Annotated in this window: 18 protein-coding genes; 11 read left to right on the top strand and 7 right to left on the bottom strand. The window is 44.2% G+C overall.

Annotation, left to right across the window (positions count from 1 at the left end):
- Nucleotides 1-135 precede the first annotated feature (135 nt).
- From acs to fis, 7 genes are all read left to right on the top strand, one after another.
- Nucleotides 136-2,085 (top strand): acetate--CoA ligase, encoded by a 1,950-nt coding sequence (acs, locus tag L4C32_RS04245; protein WP_428195614.1) that lies wholly within the window; start codon nt 136-138, stop codon nt 2,083-2,085.
- Nucleotides 2,086-2,503: 418 nt separating this feature from the next.
- Nucleotides 2,504-2,956 carry a type II 3-dehydroquinate dehydratase gene (gene aroQ, locus L4C32_RS04240; RefSeq protein ID WP_428195613.1) on the top strand — a complete coding sequence of 151 codons (453 nt, stop codon included), beginning with the start codon at nt 2,504-2,506 and terminating at the stop codon, nt 2,954-2,956.
- A gap of 29 nt (nt 2,957-2,985) precedes the next feature.
- Nucleotides 2,986-3,429 carry an acetyl-CoA carboxylase biotin carboxyl carrier protein gene (gene accB / locus L4C32_RS04235; protein WP_428195612.1) on the top strand — a complete coding sequence of 148 codons (444 nt, stop codon included), beginning with the start codon at nt 2,986-2,988 and terminating at the stop codon, nt 3,427-3,429.
- Nucleotides 3,430-3,440: 11 nt separating this feature from the next.
- The gene (gene accC, locus L4C32_RS04230) at nt 3,441-4,784 is read left to right on the top strand and encodes an acetyl-CoA carboxylase biotin carboxylase subunit (protein ID WP_428195611.1); all 1,344 of its coding nucleotides are present in this window, start codon (nt 3,441-3,443) and stop codon (nt 4,782-4,784) included.
- 120 nt (nt 4,785-4,904) lie between these two features.
- A complete protein-coding gene (prmA, locus tag L4C32_RS04225) occupies nt 4,905-5,789 on the top strand; it encodes a 50S ribosomal protein L11 methyltransferase (RefSeq protein WP_428195610.1) in 885 nt (294 codons plus the stop codon).
- Between the two features lie 162 nt (nt 5,790-5,951).
- The gene (gene dusB / locus L4C32_RS04220) at nt 5,952-6,917 is read left to right on the top strand and encodes a tRNA dihydrouridine synthase DusB (RefSeq protein WP_428195609.1); all 966 of its coding nucleotides are present in this window, start codon (nt 5,952-5,954) and stop codon (nt 6,915-6,917) included.
- A 23-nt stretch (nt 6,918-6,940) separates the two neighbouring features.
- A complete protein-coding gene (gene fis / locus L4C32_RS04215; protein WP_428195608.1) occupies nt 6,941-7,237 on the top strand; it encodes a DNA-binding transcriptional regulator Fis in 297 nt (98 codons plus the stop codon).
- A 157-nt stretch (nt 7,238-7,394) separates the two neighbouring features.
- Here fis and zntR read toward each other — a convergent pair whose 3' ends face one another.
- A complete protein-coding gene (gene zntR / locus L4C32_RS04210) occupies nt 7,395-7,802 on the bottom strand; it encodes a Zn(2+)-responsive transcriptional regulator (protein ID WP_428195607.1) in 408 nt (135 codons plus the stop codon).
- A gap of 290 nt (nt 7,803-8,092) precedes the next feature.
- On the opposite strand from zntR, the gene purH reads away from it, so the two are divergent.
- Both purH and purD read left to right on the top strand, forming a co-directional pair.
- Nucleotides 8,093-9,685: a bifunctional phosphoribosylaminoimidazolecarboxamide formyltransferase/IMP cyclohydrolase gene (purH, locus tag L4C32_RS04205; RefSeq protein WP_428195606.1), complete on the top strand. Its 1,593-nt coding sequence runs from the start codon at nt 8,093-8,095 to the stop codon at nt 9,683-9,685.
- 15 nt (nt 9,686-9,700) lie between these two features.
- Nucleotides 9,701-10,987, top strand: a complete 1,287-nt coding sequence (gene purD / locus L4C32_RS04200) for a phosphoribosylamine--glycine ligase (RefSeq protein WP_428195605.1) — start codon at nt 9,701-9,703, stop codon at nt 10,985-10,987.
- Nucleotides 10,988-11,042: 55 nt separating this feature from the next.
- Here the strand turns inward: purD and L4C32_RS04195 are convergent, their stop codons facing one another.
- From L4C32_RS04195 to L4C32_RS04185, 3 genes are all read right to left on the bottom strand, one after another.
- Nucleotides 11,043-11,738 (bottom strand): DUF1481 domain-containing protein, encoded by a 696-nt coding sequence (locus tag L4C32_RS04195; RefSeq protein ID WP_428195604.1) that lies wholly within the window; start codon nt 11,736-11,738, stop codon nt 11,043-11,045.
- A 41-nt stretch (nt 11,739-11,779) separates the two neighbouring features.
- Nucleotides 11,780-12,052 carry a nucleoid-associated protein HU-alpha gene (hupA, locus tag L4C32_RS04190; protein ID WP_428195603.1) on the bottom strand — a complete coding sequence of 91 codons (273 nt, stop codon included), beginning with the start codon at nt 12,050-12,052 and terminating at the stop codon, nt 11,780-11,782.
- A gap of 261 nt (nt 12,053-12,313) precedes the next feature.
- Complete coding sequence (locus L4C32_RS04185) at nt 12,314-12,931, bottom strand: YjaG family protein (protein WP_428195602.1); 618 nt, start codon at nt 12,929-12,931, stop codon at nt 12,314-12,316.
- A 68-nt stretch (nt 12,932-12,999) separates the two neighbouring features.
- Between L4C32_RS04185 and L4C32_RS04180 the strand changes: the two genes are divergently transcribed.
- Nucleotides 13,000-13,914, top strand: coding sequence for a D-2-hydroxyacid dehydrogenase (locus L4C32_RS04180; protein WP_428195601.1), 915 nt, complete (start codon nt 13,000-13,002; stop codon nt 13,912-13,914).
- A gap of 76 nt (nt 13,915-13,990) precedes the next feature.
- Here the strand turns inward: L4C32_RS04180 and hemE are convergent, their stop codons facing one another.
- Nucleotides 13,991-15,055 (bottom strand): uroporphyrinogen decarboxylase, encoded by a 1,065-nt coding sequence (gene hemE, locus L4C32_RS04175; RefSeq protein ID WP_428195600.1) that lies wholly within the window; start codon nt 15,053-15,055, stop codon nt 13,991-13,993.
- A 96-nt stretch (nt 15,056-15,151) separates the two neighbouring features.
- A complete protein-coding gene (nudC, locus tag L4C32_RS04170) occupies nt 15,152-15,919 on the bottom strand; it encodes an NAD(+) diphosphatase (RefSeq protein WP_428195599.1) in 768 nt (255 codons plus the stop codon).
- A 151-nt stretch (nt 15,920-16,070) separates the two neighbouring features.
- Here nudC and rsd point away from each other — a divergent pair, with 151 nt between their 5' ends.
- On the top strand, nt 16,071-16,547 hold the full coding sequence (rsd, locus tag L4C32_RS04165; protein ID WP_428195598.1) for a sigma D regulator: 477 nt from the start codon (nt 16,071-16,073) through the stop codon (nt 16,545-16,547).
- A 122-nt stretch (nt 16,548-16,669) separates the two neighbouring features.
- On the opposite strand, the gene rpoC is transcribed toward rsd, so the two are convergent.
- A complete protein-coding gene (gene rpoC / locus L4C32_RS04160; protein ID WP_428195597.1) occupies nt 16,670-20,884 on the bottom strand; it encodes a DNA-directed RNA polymerase subunit beta' in 4,215 nt (1,404 codons plus the stop codon).
- Nucleotides 20,885-20,950 lie beyond the last annotated feature (66 nt).

Genomic DNA, 20,950 nt, shown 5'->3' with positions numbered 1-20,950 from the left:
CGGCTCCTTTAGGCGAAAAAACGCACATCTCATCCTAAAGTCTAATTGTCGAATATCCCCCACTAACAGAGAGTGGTGTTATTAAACTAGAGCCAATCCATATTGGCCAACGACCAATTCACAAGGAGCAACAGAATGAGTGAAGTTCACGTTTACCCGGTAAAGCAGCAGATAGCTCAAAATGCCCATGCCGATGATGCTAAGTATCGAGAAATGTACCAACAGTCGGTCATTAATCCTGAAGGTTTTTGGCGCGAACATGGACAGATTGTTGATTGGATCAAACCGTTTACCAAAGTAAAAAACACCTCATTCGATACCGGACATGTCGATATTAAATGGTTTGAAGATGGCACTCTGAATGTGTCTGCGAACTGTATTGACCGTCATTTAGCCACTCGCGGTGATGAAGTGGCCATCATTTGGGAAGGTGATGACCCGAACGATGATGCCACACTGACCTTTAATCAACTGCACGAGCAGGTGTGTAAATTCTCAAATGCACTGAAAAGCCAAGGTGTACGTAAAGGTGATGTCGTTTGTATCTACATGCCAATGGTCGCTGAAGCGGCAGTGGCGATGCTAGCCTGTACTCGAATTGGCGCGGTACATACTGTGGTCTTTGGCGGCTTCTCTCCAGAAGCCCTTTCTGGTCGTATTATTGATTCTGATGCAAAAGTCGTGATTACTGCTGACGAAGGGGTTCGTGGTGGTCGATCTGTTCCTCTTAAAAAGAACGTGGACGAAGCACTGGCTAATCCTAACGTCAAAACCATTGAAAAAGTGCTGGTCTACAAACGCACTGGCGGCGATGTAGAGTGGTTTAGCGAACGTGATGTTTGGTGGCATGAAGCTACTGCTGTCGCTTCAGCTAACTGTGAACCTGAAGAGATGAACGCGGAAGATCCTCTTTTCATTCTTTATACTTCTGGTTCAACAGGCAAACCGAAAGGCGTGCTGCACACGACCGGTGGTTACTTGGTTTACGCCACCATGACGTTTAAATACGTGTTCGATTACCAGCAAGATGAAGTTTTCTGGTGTACCGCCGATGTAGGCTGGATCACTGGCCATACATACTTGATTTATGGTCCTCTCTCTAATGGCGCCAAAACCATTATGTTTGAAGGCGTTCCAAACTACCCAGCCACCAGTCGCATGAGTGAAGTTGTCGATAAGCACAATGTCAATATTCTATATACTGCGCCAACAGCGATTCGTGCATTGATGGCTAAAGGAACCGAAGCTGTTGATGGCACTTCACGCAGCAGTTTAAGAATCATGGGATCAGTGGGTGAGCCTATTAACCCAGAGGCGTGGGAGTGGTACCACAAAACCATTGGTGATGAGCGCTGCCCTATTGTTGATACTTGGTGGCAGACCGAAACGGGTGGGATATTGATCTCCCCACTTCCTGGCGCTACCGATTTAAAACCAGGTTCTGCGACACGTCCATTTTTTGGTGTGCAACCTGCTCTGGTTGATAACATGGGCAATATTATTGAAGGGGCTGCTGATGGTAACCTCGTCATTACCGACTCATGGCCAGGCCAGATGCGTACTATTTATGGTGATCATGAACGCTTTGAACAGACCTACTTCTCAACGTTCCAAGGCATGTATTTTACCAGTGATGGTGCGCGTCGTGACGACGACGGTTACTACTGGATCACAGGTCGTGTCGATGATGTGCTTAATGTGTCTGGTCACCGTTTAGGGACCGCAGAAGTTGAGTCGGCATTAGTTGCTTTTAGTAAAATTGCTGAAGCTGCCATTGTTGGCGTTCCTCATGATATTAAAGGACAAGCCATTTATGCCTATATCACCTTAAACTCAGGTGAAATTCCGAGTGCTGAATTGCATAAAGAGGTAAAAGAGTGGGTACGTAAAGAGATCGGTCCAATAGCAACCCCAGACTTCTTACATTGGACAGACTCACTACCGAAAACACGTTCAGGTAAAATTATGCGCCGTATTTTGCGTAAAATTGCCACTGGTGACACCACCAATCTAGGTGATACTTCCACCCTAGCGGATCCGAGTGTGGTTGATAAACTGATTGCTGAGCAACGAACAGTGAAATAGTTGCCCAAACGTCTAAATAAGCGCTGCTCACTGTTGAGCGGCGTTTTTTCATTTTATTTTCTGACAAATGCCCCTTTTCCGCGATTTTATCTGAACTTTCACCCTCTTCCACTTTCAGAATCCATGAGCAGAGTAATTGTTTCTCCACGTTTATCTATTTTGATCTACTATTAGTGCTTAAAAAGCAAACAAACCGAATAAATATGAGCCGAACACTGTTCTCTTGTTCAGTAAAAACTCGATTTCTTTAAATTTCGCCTCAACAAGTTCGCTGATTAGACCAGTACTTTGTCGCTATTTGCATTCAAATTCTGCTAAAAGTTGATTTTTGGCAATATTATCTGATACATTAGCATCCAGAATTGATAACGAACTCAAATTTGGGTTTAAAACTAGACARTAGGTAGATAGCGTCAAGATGTCGACTAAGTTAACAATTTTACTACTCAATGGACCAAACCTTAATCTTTTAGGGTTAAGAGAACCTGGTCATTACGGCAGTCAAACGTTGGAGCAATTAGTCTCTAACCTGACCAAGCAAGCCGGAGATCTGGACGTCACTCTTGAGCACCTCCAGTCTAATCGTGAGTATGAACTGATTGAAGCGATTCATTCCGCTCACGGTAACGTTGATTACATTATTATCAATCCTGCAGCTTTTACCCACACCAGCGTCGCGCTTCGCGATGCACTGCTTGGTGTCAATATTCCGTTTATTGAAGTGCACCTATCGAATGTGCACGCAAGAGAACCTTTCCGCCATCACTCTTACCTTTCTGATAAAGCACAAGGTGTGATCTGTGGATTAGGTCCAGACGGATACGAATTCGCCCTGAATGCTGCGGTACGCCGTTTGCGTTCAGATAGCTAACTGAACAAACTAATTATAGAGAATGAATCATGGATATTCGTAAAATCAAAAAACTGATCGAGCTAGTTGAAGAGTCTGGCATTACTGAACTTGAAATCTCTGAAGGTGAAGAGTCAGTACGAATCAGTCGTGCGTCTGCAATCGCAGCACCAATCGCTCAAGTTGCTCAAGTTGCCCCTATCGCTGCACCTGCTGCCGTTGCAGCGCCTGTTGCTGAAGAAGCGGCTCCAGCAGCCACTGGTCACCAAGTGCTTTCTCCAATGGTTGGTACTTTCTACGGCGCACCAAGCCCAGAAGCAAAACCATTTGTAAAAGTTGGCCAATCTGTCAATGTTGGCGATACACTATGTATCGTAGAAGCGATGAAAATGATGAACCAAATTGAAGCAGATAAAGCGGGTGTTGTTACTGCTATTCTTGCTGAAGATGGCCAACCAATCGAATTTGATCAAGCTCTTGTAATTATCGAGTAATAGAGGCTTCTATGTTAGATAAATTAGTCATCGCAAACCGAGGTGAAATTGCACTTCGTATTCTGCGTGCATGTAAAGAGCTTGGTATTAAAACTGTCGCTGTTCACTCAACCGCTGACCGTGATTTAAAACACGTCAAGCTGGCTGATGAGACTATTTGTATCGGTCCTGCTAAAGGTATCGACAGCTACTTAAACATCCCGCGTATCATCAGTGCTGCTGAGATTACCGGTGCTGTTGCTATTCACCCAGGTTACGGTTTCCTTTCTGAAAATGCTGACTTTGCAGAGCAGGTTGAGCGTTCAGGTTTCATCTTTGTTGGCCCGAAAGCGGAAACTATTCGCATTATGGGAGACAAAGTGTCTGCTATTCAGTCAATGAAAAAAGCAGGCGTTCCATGTGTACCTGGCTCTGATGGTCCACTGGATAACGATGAAGAGAAAAATAAATCTTTTGCTAAGCGCATCGGTTACCCCGTTATCATCAAAGCCTCTGGTGGCGGCGGTGGTCGTGGTATGCGTGTGGTTCGCTCAGAAGGTGACTTGGTTGAAGCTATTGCCATGACACGTGCTGAAGCGAAAGCATGTTTCAATAACGAAATGGTTTACATGGAGAAATTCCTTGAGAACCCTCGCCACATTGAAGTGCAAATTTTAGCTGACGGTCAAGGCAACGCTATCCACCTTGGTGAACGTGACTGCTCTATGCAGCGTCGTCACCAAAAAGTAGTGGAAGAGGCTCCAGCACCAGGTATTACTGCTGAAATGCGTAAATACATCGGTGAGCGTTGTTGTCGTGCGTGTGTTGAAATTAACTACCGCGGTGCAGGTACTTTTGAGTTCCTATACGAAAACGGTGAGTTCTACTTCATTGAGATGAATACACGTATTCAGGTTGAGCATACGATTACTGAAATGGTAACGGGCATCGATCTAATTAAAGAGCAGCTTCGCATCGCAGCGGGTCAGCCTCTTTCATTTACTCAAGATGAGATCAAATTGAGCGGTCACGCCATTGAGTGCCGTATTAATGCTGAAGATCCTGTTAAATTCTTACCTTCTCCGGGTAAAATTGAACGCTTCCATGCACCAGGTGGTTTAGGTGTTCGTTGGGAATCTCACATTTATACGGGTTACACAGTACCACCTCATTATGACTCAATGATTGGTAAACTGATCACGTACGGTGAAAACCGTGATGTGGCCATTGCCCGCATGAAAAATGCTCTTGCAGAAATGATTGTTGATGGTATTCACGTGAATGTTCCTCTTCAACAAGCGATCATGAACGATGAAAACTTCCAACATGGTGGTGCAAATATCCACTACCTTGAGAAGAAGCTTGGTATTCAGTAAGCACTAACTCAAACGTTCAATAAAAGGGTCGCTGTTGAAGTGGCCCTTTTTTATTCGTTTGCATTTCTGCTAAACTTCTCCCACTTGCAACATCCCTTTGACCAATAGAGATAACCTCCCATGCCTTGGATCCAAGTAAAACTCAATGCAACTTCCGACAATGCTGAAGCGATCAGCGACATGCTCATGGAAGAGTCCGGCGCCCTGTCTGTCACCTTCTTAGACGCAAAAGATGCACCAATCTTTGAGCCTTTACCGGGAGAGACACGCTTATGGGGCGAAACCGATATTGTGGCGCTCTATGATGCTGAGATGGACATGGACCTCGCGATTACCATCATTAAAGGGAGTGGACTGCTACAGGACGATTTTGCCTATAAAATCGAGCAGCTTGAAGATAAGGATTGGGAACGTGAGTGGATGGATAACTTTCACCCAATGCAGTTCGGTGAAAGGTTGTGGATCTGCCCAAGTTGGAAAGCGATCCCTGATCCAGATGCCGTTAACGTCATGCTCGATCCTGGCCTTGCATTTGGTACCGGAACTCATGCGACCACTGCGCTCTGTTTAGAGTGGCTGGCGACGTTAGACCTTAAAGGAAAAACCGTGATCGATTTTGGTTGTGGTTCTGGCATTCTAGCCATTGCCGCCCTTAAGCTTGGTGCGGCCAAAGTCGTTGGTATTGATATTGATCCTCAAGCGCTATTGGCATCGAAAGATAATGCGGAACGAAATGGTGTCGCTGATCAGATTGAGCTCTACCTACCACAAGACCAACCCAACGGATTAGTCGCTGATGTGGTGGTGGCCAATATCCTAGCGGCGCCACTTCGTGAACTGTCTGACATCATCAAAGGTCATGTCAAACCTTCTGGCTTATTAGCAATGTCAGGAATACTGGATACTCAAGCTGAAAGTGTCGCCAGCTTCTACAGCGATCAGTTCCAGCTCGATCCAATCGCAGAGCAGCAAGAGTGGTGCCGAATTTCAGGCCAAAAGTGCTAGCAGTTCAAAAAAACAAATAATATTTTCGCGTAAAAAACGGCCAATCGATTGAAAATTAGGCAATTTTCAAAAACAAATTGTAAATGCTCAATTTTTGGTCTTTTCAGTTGCTTAAAAAATGCGTAAAATGCGCGCCCTTACTGAAACAATCGTGTAGATGTTTTGCAAATCGGAAATTATCAATTAAAGAACAATTTGATCGTCGCTCCAATGGCTGGAGTAACTGATCGACCTTTTCGCGAACTTTGCCTTCGTTACGGCGCAGGCATGGCGGTAAGCGAGATGATGTCTTCAAATCCGAAACTTTGGAAAACATCAAAGTCGCAACATCGAATGGTACATAAAGGTGAATCTGGTATTCGCTCGGTACAAATCGCTGGTGCAGATCCTAAGCTAATGGCTGAGGCGGCACAATTTAGTGTTGAAGGCGGTGCGCAAATCATCGACATCAACATGGGTTGTCCGGCAAAAAAAGTAAACAAAAAGCTAGCGGGTTCAGCGCTACTGCAGCGACCAGATTTGGTTGAAGAGATTCTAAAAGCAGTGGTAGACGCAGTGGATGTCCCTGTGACACTCAAAACTCGCACAGGTTGGGATACAGACAACAAGAATTGCGTTCAGATAGCAAAAATGGCTGAACAATGTGGCATACAAGCTCTAGCGCTCCATGGACGCACTAGAACCTGTATGTACAAAGGGGAAGCTGAATACGACAGCATCAGAGCAGTAAAACAAGCCATCTCCATTCCGGTGATCGCTAACGGTGATATCGACTCACCGGAAAAGGCGCGTAAGGTACTTGATTATACAGGTGCTGACGCTTTGATGATTGGCCGTCCGGCACAAGGAAGGCCGTGGATTTTTAACGAGATCCAACATTATTTAGAAACGGGTGAAAAGATGCCAGCTCTTCCTCGCGAAGAGGTAAAAGCAATTTTACTTGGTCATGTTCATGAACTTCATCTTTTTTATGGTGAATTTCTCGGTCCCCGCATTGCGCGTAAACACGTAGGCTGGTACTTAAAAGAGCACGAACAAGCGGGTAACTTCCGCCGCAGCTTCAATGCCATTGAGAACGCTCTAGAGCAACTCGATGCATTACAAAGCTATTTCGACAACGTTGCATAATTGAATAAAGAGCTAGATAGAATATGTTCGAACAAAATTTGACTTCAGAAGCACTAACAGTAACAACGGTTACATCACAAGACCAAATTACTCAGAAGCCACTACGTGACTCTGTTAAAACATCAGTAAAAAGCTACCTTGCCCAGTTAAACGGCCAAGATGTTAACGATTTATATGAGCTGGTATTAGCAGAAGTAGAACAACCACTACTAGACATGATCATGCAGTACACTCGCGGCAATCAAACTCGTGCCTCGACTATGATGGGTATTAACCGTGGTACTCTTCGCAAGAAACTTAAAAAATATGGCATGAACTAAGCCATTTTTTAACCAATGAATTCTAAAGCCGTGACTGAATGTTCAGTCACGGCTTTTTTAATGGCTTACGATCTTTTAGTCCCAATCTAACTTGAATATCTTCTCTTAGCATATCGCCATCGAGTATTACTAATAACTGCTCAACTTGGGGGCTGACCTACTTTTTCGCCTGCAGCGCTTCTAATATTGAACAGTGCGTCGCCCTATCATCGGTATGACCACAGCAGGCGTCATTAATCTTTTTGAGCGCATTTCTGATGTCGGTCAGCTCTCTGATCTTTTCATCAATCAACTGCAGCTTGGTTTGAGTAATGGTTTTCACTTCGGCGCAACTATGCTGACTCGCTTCTAACCGGATTTCAAGCAGCTCACGAATCTCATCCAAGCTTAACCCTAAGTTCTTAGAGCGAATAATGAAGTTGATCTGCTGCAGGTTATTTTCACTGTATAGACGATACCCGCTTTCACTTCGGCTAGCCGGTACCAATAAGCCATTTTTTTCATAAAAACGCAGGGTATCGGCGCTGACCGCGCATCGTTTTGCTAACTCACCAATTAAATACATAAAGACTCCTTTAAACTCATCTAATTAAATCCTATTCCCGCCGAAATGTCGTAATAATTTTGAAATTGCAATCGATTGCGCGAGCTTTTTGAGCATTATTTGGTTAGAATGTTGCGCGTTAACACCTAGGACTTAACATTCATACAGCAATCTAGATACTATGAGTGGTTATCTTAGGATCTTTACCAAAGCCGTGCAGTTGATTTCTGTTTTGGTAAATATCCTATTGTCTACGGCAGTCGATGATTGACCGGTAGATATACCTCGTGAATGAAAGGAAAATGGTAGCAATGAATAACCCTCGTCCAATCCGTCGCGCGCTGATTAGCGTCTCTGATAAAACTGGTATTGTCGAATTCGCCCAAGCGCTAACGCAACGTGGCATCGATATCTTATCTACTGGTGGTACAGCTCGCTTGTTAGCTGAAAAAGGCATTCAAGTTACTGAAGTATCAGACTACACTGGCTTCCCTGAAATGATGGATGGCCGCGTAAAAACCCTTCACCCAAAAGTTCATGGTGGTGTCTTAGGACGTCGCGGACAAGATGATGCCATTATGCAAGAGCACGGTATCAAACCGATTGATATGGTGGTAGTTAACCTTTACCCGTTTGCAGAAACCGTAGCTAAAGAGGGCTGCTTGCTCGCTGATGCGGTTGAGAATATTGATATCGGCGGCCCTACCATGGTTCGCTCAGCAGCTAAAAACCATAAAGATGTTGCGATTGTGGTTAACGCGCACGATTACAGTCGTGTCATTACTGAAATCGATGCTAACGAACTCTCTCTAACCTTAGAGACACGCTTTGATCTTGCTATCTCAGCGTTTGAGCACACTGCGGCATACGACGGCATGATTGCCAACTACTTCGGCACCATGGTTCCTTCTTACGGTGACAACAAAGAGGGTGACGAAGCGTCTAAATTCCCTCGCACCTTCAATCAGCAGTTTGAGAAAAAGCAGGATATGCGTTACGGCGAAAACAGCCATCAAGACGCGGCATTCTATGTTGAGAAGAACCCAGCAGAAGCCTCAGTTGCTACCGCGACTCAACGTCAAGGTAAAGCGCTCTCTTACAACAACATCGCCGACACAGATTCAGCGCTTGAGTGTGTGAAAGAGTTTGAAGCACCCGCTTGCGTTATCGTAAAACACGCTAACCCATGTGGTGTGGCTTTAGGTGATGACATTCTTGAAGCGTATAACCGCGCATACCAAACTGACCCAACCTCTGCGTTTGGTGGCATCATCGCGTTTAACCGTGAATTAGATGCAGCAACAGCAACGGCAATTACTGAGCGTCAGTTTGTTGAAGTGATCATTGCTCCATCGGTTTCAAAAGAAGCGGCTGAAATTGTGGCTGCGAAAAAGAACCTTCGTCTACTTGAGTGTGGCCAGTGGTCATCAAAAACCACTGAGTTTGATATTAAGCGTGTCAATGGTGGTTTGTTAGTTCAAGACCGCGACCAAGGCATGGTGACGGAGTCTGACCTTAAAGTAGTGTCAAAACGCCAACCAAGCAGTGAAGAGATGAAAGATGCTCTATTCTGCTGGAAAGTCGCCAAATACGTGAAATCAAATGCCATTGTTTACGCCAAAGGTGACATGACGATTGGTGTCGGCGCTGGCCAAATGAGCCGTGTCTACTCTGCTAAAATTGCGGGCATTAAAGCTGCAGATGAGAACCTAGAAGTTCCAGGTAGTGTTATGGCATCAGATGCATTCTTCCCATTCCGTGATGGCATTGATGCGGCAGCTGAAGCAGGCATCAAGTGTGTTATTCAGCCTGGCGGTTCAATGCGTGATGACGAAGTGATTGCTGCCGCTGATGAACATGGCATGGCAATGATCTTCACAGGCATGCGTCACTTCCGTCACTAAGATAAGGATATTAAAATGAATGTATTAATCATTGGTGGTGGTGGCCGTGAACACGCTCTCGGATGGAAAGCGGCACAGAACCCTGACGTAGAGACTGTTTATGTTGCACCAGGCAATGCTGGCTCTGCACTTGAAGCAAAATTAGAAAACGTCGCTATCGATGTTGAAGATGTAGCTGCTTTGGTTGCTTTTGCAAAAGAAAAAAGTATTGAGCTAACCATAGTTGGTCCTGAAGCTCCACTGGTTATCGGTGTGGTGGATGCGTTTCGTAAAGCGGGATTGCCGATCTTTGGTCCAACCAAAGAGGCTGCTCAACTAGAGGGCTCAAAAGCCTTTACAAAAGACTTTTTAGCTCGTCATGAGATCCCGACGGCGGATTACGCCAACTTCACAGAGATTGAGCCTGCTCTGGCTTATGTTCGTGAAAAAGGCGCACCAATTGTCATCAAAGCGGATGGGCTTGCTGCTGGTAAAGGCGTGATTGTAGCGATGACACTACAAGAAGCGGAAGACGCGGTTAAAGATATGCTGGCTGGCAATGCCTTTGGTGATGCAGGCAGTCGTGTCGTCGTTGAAGAGTTTCTTGATGGTGAAGAGGCGAGCTTCATCGTGATGGTTGACGGCAGTAGCGTACTTCCAATGGCAACCAGCCAAGATCATAAACGTGTCGGCGATAGAGATACTGGACCTAACACTGGCGGTATGGGCGCTTACTCCCCTGCCCCTGTGGTAACACCTGAAATCCACCAGCGTGTGTTGGAAGAGGTTATCTACCCAACGGTTCGCGGTATGGATGCCGAGGGCTACCCTTACACTGGCTTCTTATATGCTGGTCTAATGGTAATGGCCGACGGTACACCAAAGGTGATCGAGTATAACTGTCGCTTTGGTGATCCAGAGACCCAACCTATCATGATGCGCATGCAGTCAGACTTAGTCGAACTCTGCCTTGCTGCTGTTGACGAAAAGCTTGATGAAGCGGAATCTCATTGGGATCCTCGTGCTGCGGTCGGTATCGTACTTGCTGCTGGCGGTTACCCTGGTGATTACGAAAAAGGTGACGTGATTTCAGGCCTATCAACGGAAGACGTTGAAGGTGAAAAAGTGTTCCATGCGGGTACGGCTGAGAAAGCGGGCGATGTAGTGACCAATGGTGGACGAGTACTTTGTGCAACGGCCTTAGGAAATAGCGTCTCAGAAGCTCAACAGCGCGCTTATAAGCTAGCATCGAACATTGAGTGGAATGGTATGTTTCATCGCAATGACATTGGATACAGAGCCATTGAGCGTGAAGCTAAGTAGGTAACTTACCTTCTAGTTATAAATAATCATAAAAGGCGCGGTTTCCGTGCCTTTTTTATTGCTCGATCATAATAGGTTGTTCTATGCATCCATGACTTTCATCCGCTAATAACAGCAGGTTCGAGATACTCAATACGTTATCTTTGCTGTGCCCAAGAAAAGCAATAAAGCTCTCGACTGAAGAGAGGCGCGAGATAACAAAACTGGGTAACACTTTATTGAACTCAAGCTCTTCATACTCTTTCCCATCACAACTTAAAAACCGATCACCATCCCAAACACCTTGAAAGAGAACGATCTCCTTCTCCTCTTGGATTTTCACGGTTCGAATAATATGTTGAGACTCTTTTAAGTATTGCAGAAGCACATCGGAAGTAAGTGGTAACACCTTTCCATTCTGGCGATATTGCTGATAGACAGGCGCACCTTCACTGTTATAACGGATATGTACGGAGAAAGGCTCTAATACCCCTTTGCGATTATTTGCCTGCCCCTCTCGAGCGATCTCTCTGAGCACGCTATCACTCCAACGATAATTGGTTTTATACCAACTGTGGTCTTCTAACGTAACGTAATCAGCAGCCGTGAGTGGTTGATTCAGTTTTTCGCTGTACCAATATAAGCTCGTCACGTCACTTTCAACTTGACCGCCAGTATAATGGATAGAGCGTATGACATTGTTTGGTTGGGGATTTGAAGAGCAACCGATGAGAACGGATGAGCAAAGAAGTAATGTGAGAAGTCGTTTCATGAAAAAAATCCGCCAAATAAAAGTACTTGGCGGATTATAGATTAATTTACTGCATCTTTCAGTGCTTTACCCGAGGTAAATGCTGGAACGTTTGCTGCAGAAATTTGAATCTCAGCGCCAGTCTTAGGGTTACGACCTAGACGAGCAGCACGGTGATTTACTTTAAACGTACCGAAACCGATAAGCTGAACCTGATCACCCTCTTTAAGAGCATCAGTAACACTTCCAATAGTCGCTTCTAGTGCTGCTTTAGCTTGTGCTTTAGATAGGTCTGCTTTTTCTGCGATAACATCAATTAGCTGAGTTTTGTTCATTAGGTTTCCCTTATTAGTTTTTTTTAAGTCGACTCACTCTAATCCATAATAAGCCCATCTGGCAAAGGTTTGTGTCTGTTCTTAGGCTCAAACGAGGGTTCTTTAACCACAATCTGGGCTGTAGTTCACAAAACCGCCTCGTTTTCTTTGGTATTCGCGTATAGAAAATAGCCCAAACCTACTGATGTCACTGACTTCGCAAAGAAATAATCATATAAATCCCGTCAACTAATCATCTCTATTTAACATGCATAATTGACATTAACGGGAGTAATTTAACTCGACACCAATATTGCTGACTAGGTCGTCTCTAATCTCTGTTCGTAACGATTTTATCAGTTCAACATTTCGTGCTTCACACTCTTTTAATGCACGAAATATTGCCCATTGGACGTCCCACTCTTCACAAACTGGTTCGCTCTCTTTTTGGTTATCGTTATTGATCACTTCACCGCTTTGCGCTTCAATCAACTGCACAACGGTAGAAACCGATTTTTGGCTTATCTCAAACATAGCACTTTGTAATTCATCTCTGTCCAATAAACCATGCAACATGGTCGACAGAGAAAAACAAGCATCAATGGCTGGGTAAGTTAAGTAGATTGACTCGTCATCAGCGGTAGGGATCAAGGCTTCTAACTTTTCTAGTTGACGTTCAAAGTTAATTTTTGCACCTTTAACAATGAGAATTTCCCAAATACTATCTAGAATAACGCGATAGGTTTGGTGCTCTGAAAATTCTGTCTCTTCACAAAATAGAGCATAATTAGGGTACATTCGTTCACAGAGGCAAGCCATAAAGGTAATTTGCTGCCATGGCTCAAACTTTTCTAAACGAACTTGTAGCGGATTTTGTAGCTCCTGATTTTGTATTAGCATAGTTCTCTGCACGATAAAGGAAGACGGTGGAAGTTTACTTGATAACCGCTCATGACTAAAGGAAGCGAATGAACAAATTATTGATTTTATCCAATCAAGAACAGACTTACCTTGAACTGATTGCTCAAGCTAAGCTTCAAGATCTTGAAATCACAGACGATCCAGGGCAAGCCAACCTCGTTCTTGCTGATCCTCCGAGACTCGTTGAGCATCTAGACTCCTTTTCTAACCTTGATTGGGTGCAGTCTACCTTTGCAGGTATCGATGCGTTAACCGATGACAAGCTGCGACGTGATTATCAACTCACCAACATCAAAGGCATTTTCGGACAACTTATTGCTGAGTATGTATTGGGGTACACTATTGGATACTATCGTAATTTTGAACAGTATCGCCACCAGCAGAATAATAAGCATTGGGAACAACTCCCCTATCCAACGTTACTTGGAAAGCGAATGGTTATCTTAGGGACAGGGTCTATTGGCTCCTACTTAGCGAATGCTGTTCGCGCACTTGGAATTGAAACGATTGGCGTCAATAGAACAGGTATCCCGCCGATGGATTCACCATTCGATGTCACGTTTCATAATGCCGAACTGCCTCGCGCCTTGGAAATGGCCGATATTGTCGTGAGTACCCTGCCCAATACCAAAGATACGCTAGGTCTACTCAATAAAGAGACGCTGTCTCACTGTGAGCAAGCATTGCTGTTTAATGTTGGACGCGGTGAAGCGCTAGACGTAGAAGGGCTGTTGCATGCGATACGCAATGGTAGTGTTGAACATGCTTTTCTCGATGTCTTTATTACAGAGCCGATCTCGCAACAGAGTCCTTTTTGGGAGCACCCCAACATCACAGTAACACCGCATGTGGCTGCGGTTAGTTTTCCGGAGCAAGCGTTTGAAATCTTTGCTGAAAACTATCAACGCTGGCAACAAGGGTTTTCACTTATTAATCAAATCGATTTTGAGAAAGGCTATTAAAATACGCACAAAAAAAGAGCTTACCATTATCCGGTAAGCTCTTTTTTATTACGACGTTATCTGAATATCGCTACACTTACTTATGGTATGGCTTCGATAATTCATGCACTGCATCGACAAACACGCCCGCATTTTCAGGCGGCACATCTAAATGGATACCGTGTCCCAAGTTAAATACGTGTCCTGTTCCTTCACCAAACCCTTCCAGAATGGTACCGACCTCTTCGCGTATGCGTTCAGGGGATGCATATAGCATTGATGGATCCATATTTCCCTGAAGTGCAACCTTATCACCAACACGTTTTTTCGCATCTGCAATATTAATGGTCCAGTCTAGTCCAACTGCATCACAACCCGTCGCTGCAATTTTTTCCAGCCACATACCACCATTTTTAGTAAATAGAGTAACCGGTACACGGCGACCATCATTCTCACGAATTAATCCATCGACAATTTTGTGCATGTATTGCAGCGAAAACTCATTGTAATCACGTGGTGTTAGCACTCCGCCCCATGTATCAAATACCATGACAGATTGTGCACCCGCTTTAATCTGAGCATTTAGGTATTCAACAACACTGTCTGCAAGTTTATCTAACAGTGCATGTAAAATTGATGGGTCGGCATACATCATCTTTTTAATTTTGGTAAAGGCTTTAGAGCTTCCGCCTTCAACCATATAGGTGGCTAAAGTCCATGGGCTGCCAGAGAAGCCAATTAATGGCACATCACCATTAAGATCTTTCTTAATTTGACGCACTGCATTCATAACATATTGCAGCTCACCTTCGGGATCAGGAAGTCCTATTTTATCGACATCCGCTTTACAGGTAATTGGACGTTCAAACTTCGGCCCCTCTCCTGCTTCAAAATAGAGTCCAAGTCCCATTGCATCTGGAATGGTTAAAATATCTGAAAACAGAATTGCCGCATCTAAAGGAAAACGCTTAAGAGGTTGTAGGGTTACTTCAGAGGCAAGTTCAGCGTTTTTACATAGAGACATAAAATCACCAGCAACACCACGCGTTTGGCGATATTCAGGAAGATATCGGCCTGCTTGACGCATCATCCATACCGGCGTGTAATCAACAGGCTCTTTCAGAAGAGCGCGGAGGTAGCAATCATTTTTCAAATCAGACATGTTAATAACCCTTATTATTTTGCGGTGTATTGTACCACTCATCAATCGTAACAACAGAATAGCTTTACAATTTAGATCAAATTACTCATCTATTTATTAACTTTTTTCAATCTCTTTTAGAGTTTTATTGATCAACGCTTTGGCTATGGTTCCTTCAGGTGCCACTTCTGGTAAATTGGTTTTTGTATACCAACCTGCAGTGCATAACTCAGTTTTATCTATTTTGATCTCGCCACTGACATAATCCGCCTGAAAAGCCATCATTAAACTGGAGGGAAAAGCCCACGGTTGACTGCCAACGTATCGAATATTACCGACCTCGATGCCAGTCTCCTCTTTGACCTCTCTGCATACGCACTGCTCCAGTGTCTCACCCACTTCAACAAATCCTGCCAGTACGGTATATAGCCCTCCCTTATGTCGTGTATGTTGAGCTAACAGTATCTCGCTATCTTTGCGCACCGCTACAATGATACAAGGAAAAATACGCGGATAATGCAGTGTCCTACACTCTCCACATTGCATAGCTAACTGATTGTGATTAAAAGCATTACGGCCACCACACAAAGAACAAAAACGCTGAGTACTAACCATATGACCATACTGAACCGCACGACTTGCTAACTCAAAAATATCAGACTGGACATTAATCAGTGTGCGTAAACAACTAAAATCAATTGCATAATCGACGTGCTCATCATTCATCCACATCACGGGATAATCATCTAATTGCCCTATCTGTATCGCTTTCTCAACAGGCAATGACAGAGCGCCTGCTGTGCCTAAAGGAAACATCCCTTCGTCTAGCCACAATTCTGATCCATTAACGATACACCAATATGCTTTTTCATTAGCTTTTAACATCTATATCCCTTCTATCCCTTGCAGAGCTATTCAAATACTGGCAATCTAATCTTAATGACAGCGGGTTATTTGCTCAATCATCTCCTATTGAGGTAATGAATTCAGTAAGTAGCCGCCATGGATACAGATTTAAGAAGTTGAGGATACCATCATGCTAACTAAGTTAAATCTATTTCAAGAGCAGTGGAAAGGTTCAAGTTCAGTGATTGATCACTGGCTAGATACTCGCCAAGAACTTATTGTTAATTACTGTAAGCTGGCTGGACTACCACCCTTTGAGTCCAAAGAATTACCCACTGTACAGAACCTACAATCATTTAATCAACAACTCATCGATTATATTTCTGAAGGTCATTTCAAAATTTACGATCAAGTAATTGAACAGTGGAATGCCACGGGTTATTCGCCGACGGAAGAGATCTCCCAGATCTACAGTAAGATCAGTTTAACAACAGACTCATTACTTAATTTCACGGAAAAATATACCGACTGCACAGAAGAGAAAATGACGGATTCATTTGATGCAGATCTCTCTTCTCTAGGTGAATTGATTGAAATTCGTTTTGAGTTTGAAGATAGTCTCATTCAACTGATCAGTAGTAGCTTAGCTCACCCTCCTGGCGCTTAACTGCGGATAGGAGTTATCTCTATTACACCCTAGATTGGCAGCAATAGAGATACTCTCTTTTTCTAGGCAAATAAAAAGGCACTCATATGAGTGCCTTTTTTTATTGCTTAAAGCTAAGTATCTTAACTTTCAGAAGAGAAACCTGCATTCAATAGTGCAGACAAGTCTTGCGAAGCTTGTTCTACATCTACTGGAGCTGATTCAGGCTCTAACTCAGCAGCACGTTGCTTTTGACGATCTTGATGATACGCAAAACCAGTACCTGCAGGAATTAGACGACCTACGATAACGTTCTCTTTCAGACCACGAAGCTCATCACGCTTACCAGAAACCGCAGCTTCTGTTAATACGCGAGTTGTTTCTTGGAACGACGCTGCAGAGATGAACGACTCAGTTGCCAATGAAGCTTTCGTGATACCTAGTAGGTCACGCTCGAAACGTGCTGGCGTTTTGCCTTCAGCTTCTAGCTTACGGTTAGCAATTGTGACATTAGCAAACTCTAGCTGCTCACCTTCAAGGAAGTCAGAGTCGCCAGCTTTAGTAATCGTACACTTACGAAGCATTTGACGAACGATAGTTTCAATGTGCTTATCGTTAATCTTAACACCCTGTAAGCGGTAAACTTCCTGAACTTCGTTTACGATATAGTTCGTTACTGCGTGTACACCACGTAGACGTAAAATATCATGCGGAGTTTCAGGACCATCAGCGATTACATCACCACGTTCGATCTTCTCACCTTCAAATACGTTAAGTTGACGCCACTTGTGGATCATCTCTTCGTACGGTTCGCCATCTGTAGGAGTGATCACTAGGCGACGTTTACCTTTGGTCTCTTTACCAAATGAAATCGCACCAGAAACCTCAGCTAAGATTGCAGGCTCTTTAGGCTTACGAGCTTCGAATAAGTCAGCAACTCGTGGTAAACCACCGGTAATATCTTTCGTACCCTTAGATGCCTGAGGAATACGAGCCAGTGTTTCACCGATACCAACTCCGTTACCATCAGTAAGGTTAACAATCGCCTTACCAGGTAGGAAGTATTGTGCTGGCATCGACGTACCAGGAATCATGATGTCGTTGCCTTTATCATCAACCAGTTTAACGGTTGGACGCATGTCTTTACCTGCCGTAGCACGTTCAGCTGCATCGAGAACAACAATCGATGATAGACCAGTTAGTTCATCTGTTTGAGTGGTGATAGTCACACCATCAATCATGTCAATGAACTGAACCTGACCAGATACTTCAGTGATGATCGGCATTGTATGCGGATCCCAGTTAGCGATAACATCACCAACATTTACTGAATCATTGTCTGCTTTGCTTAAGATCGAACCGTAAGGAAGCTTGTAGCTCTCTTTAGTACGGCCAAATTCATCAACAACAGTCATTTCTGATGCACGAGAAGTAATAACCAGCTTCTTCTCTGAGTTGATTACGAACTTAGCATTGTGAAGTTTCACAGTACCTTTGTTCTTAACCTGAATGCTATTTTCTGCAGCTGCTGTAGATGCCGCACCACCAATGTGGAACGTACGCATCGTAAGCTGTGTACCCGGCTCACCGATTGACTGAGCAGCGATTACACCAACAGATTCACCCATGTTGATCATGTGTCCACGAGCCAAATCACGGCCGTAACACTTAGCACAACAACCGAAGTCCGCTTCACAGCTAACTACAGAGCGTACTTTGATCACATCAACAGAGTTCTCTTCAACGATTTGACACCACTTCTCATCAAGAAGCGTGTTACGTGGAAGAAGTATTTCATCAGTACCAGGTTTTAATACGTCAACAGCAACAACACGACCTAGAACACGTTCGTGTAGTGGTTCTTTAACATCACCACCCTCGATAAGAGGCATCATAGTAACGCCTTCGTATGTTTCACAGTCATCAAGGTGGATAACCACATCTTGAGCAACATCAACTAAACGACGCGTTAAATAACCTGAGTTAGCTGTTTTCAGAGCGGTATCGGCAAGACCTTTACGAGCACCGTGAGTAGAGATGAAGTATTGGTTAACGTTCAAACCTTCACGGAAGTTCGCAGTGATCGGTGTTTCAATGATAGAACCATCTGGCTTAGCCATCAGACCACGCATACCAGCAAGCTGACGAATCTGCGCTGCAGAACCACGAGCACCTGAATCGGCCATCATATAAACACTGTTGAAAGACTCTTGCTCTTCTTCTTCGCCATCTTTGTTGATTACGGTTTCAGAAGATAAGTTACGCATCATCTCATTAGCAACCTGATCATTGGTTGCTGCCCAGATATCGATAACTTTGTTATAACGCTCACCAGCCGTTACAAGACCAGATTGGAACTGAGCCTGAATCTGTGCAACTTCTTCTTCAGCATCAGCAACTTTCGTATACTTAGCGTCCGGGATAACCATGTCATCGATACCAACAGACACACCAGAAAGTGCTGCGTATGCGAAACCTGTGTACATGATTTGGTCAGCAAAAATAACCGTGTCTTTCAGACCAAGGCTACGATAACACTCATTTAATAGAGTAGAGATCTGCTTCTTACCAAGCTTTTGGTTAACAAGGCTGAATGGCATACCTTTAGGTACGATAGTCCATAGCATTGCACGACCAATCGTCGTATCTTCAAGCTTAGTTTCTGTCGTTTCAATACCGTTCTCATCGCGAACAGTTTGGGTAATACGAACCTTAACACGAGCATGTAGCTCAGCAGACTTAGTTACGTACGCTTTCTCTGCTTCTGCAGGTCCAGCAAGGTACATACCTTCGCCTTTCGCATTGATTTTGTCACGGGTCATGTAGTAAAGACCCAATACAACATCCTGTGAAGGTACGATGATTGGATCACCGGACGCAGGAGATAGAATGTTGTTAGTAGACATCATCAAAGTACGAGCTTCTAGCTGTGCTTCAAGTGTTAGAGGTACGTGTACCGCCATTTGGTCACCATCGAAGTCGGCGTTATAAGCTGCACACACAAGTGGGTGTAGCTGAATCGCTTTACCTTCGATAAGTACTGGTTCAAAAGCCTGAATACCAAGACGGTGAAGTGTTGGTGCACGGTTAAGCAGTACTGGGTGTTCACGAATTACGCCGTCTAGGATATCCCAAACAATCGCTTCTTCGCGCTCTACCATTTTCTTAGCCGCTTTAATCGTAGTGGCAAGACCACGAGACTCTAGCTTGCTGTAAATAAATGGTTTAAATAGTTCAAGTGCCATCTTCTTAGGAAGACCACACTGGTGTAGACGTAGGTATGGACCAACTGTTATTACAGAACGACCAGAGTAGTCAACACGCTTACCAAGTAAGTTCTGACGGAAACGACCTTGTTTACCTTTGATCATATCTGCCAAAGATTTAAGAGGACGCTTGTTAGAACCTGTAATCGCACGACCACGACGACCGTTATCTAGAAGCGCATCAACAGACTCTTGCAACATACGCTTTTCGTTACGTACGATGATATCTGGTGCTGCTAGGTCTAAAAGACGCTTCAAACGGTTGTTACGGTTGATCACACGACGGTATAAATCGTTCAAGTCAGAAGTCGCAAAACGACCGCCATCTAGAGGTACTAGAGGACGAAGATCTGGCGGAAGAACAGGCAGAACCGTTAGGATCATCCACTCTGGGTTATTACCAGATTGGACAAACGCTTCTACAAGTTTCAGACGCTTAGTGACCTTTTTCTTCTTGGTTTCAGAGTTAGTTGTTTCTAGCTCTTCACGCATTTGCTCGATTTCAGCCTGCATATTCATTGTAGATAGCAGATCTTTAATCGCTTCAGCGCCCATCTTCGCGGTGAACTCATCACCCCACTCTTCAAGCTTATCAAGATACTCTTCTTCAGTAAGTATCTGACCACTTTCAAGATCGGTCATACCTGGTTCTGTCACCACGTATGATTCGAAGTAAAGTACACGTTCGATATCACGTAGAGGCATGTCCATTAACAGACCAATACGGGATGGAAGTGACTTCAGGAACCAGATGTGTGCAACAGGAGACGCAAGTTCGATATGACCCATACGGTCACGACGTACTTTAGTTTGCGTTACTTCTACGCCACATTTTTCACAGATAACACCACGGTGCTTTAGGCGTTTATATTTGCCACAAAGACACTCGTAATCTTTAACTGGGCCAAAAATACGTGCACAAAATAATCCATCACGTTCTGGCTTAAAGGTACGGTAGTTAATGGTTTCTGGTTTCTTCACTTCACCAAAAGACCATGAACGAATCATGTCTGGTGATGCTAAACCGATTTTGATTGCATCAAATTCTTCGGTTTTATGCTGTGCTTTCAGAAACTTTAATAAGTCTTTCACATTCGGCTCCTGTAAGGAGGTACCAAAAAAGGCGCTCAGGCTGAGCGCCTTCAAGTTCTTTCAATA

Origin of the sequence: Aliivibrio kagoshimensis (assembly GCF_050337105.1) — a bacterium.
Taxonomy (GTDB): domain Bacteria; phylum Pseudomonadota; class Gammaproteobacteria; order Enterobacterales; family Vibrionaceae; genus Aliivibrio_A; species Aliivibrio_A kagoshimensis.
This window is presented reverse-complemented; position numbering and strand designations above follow the sequence as displayed.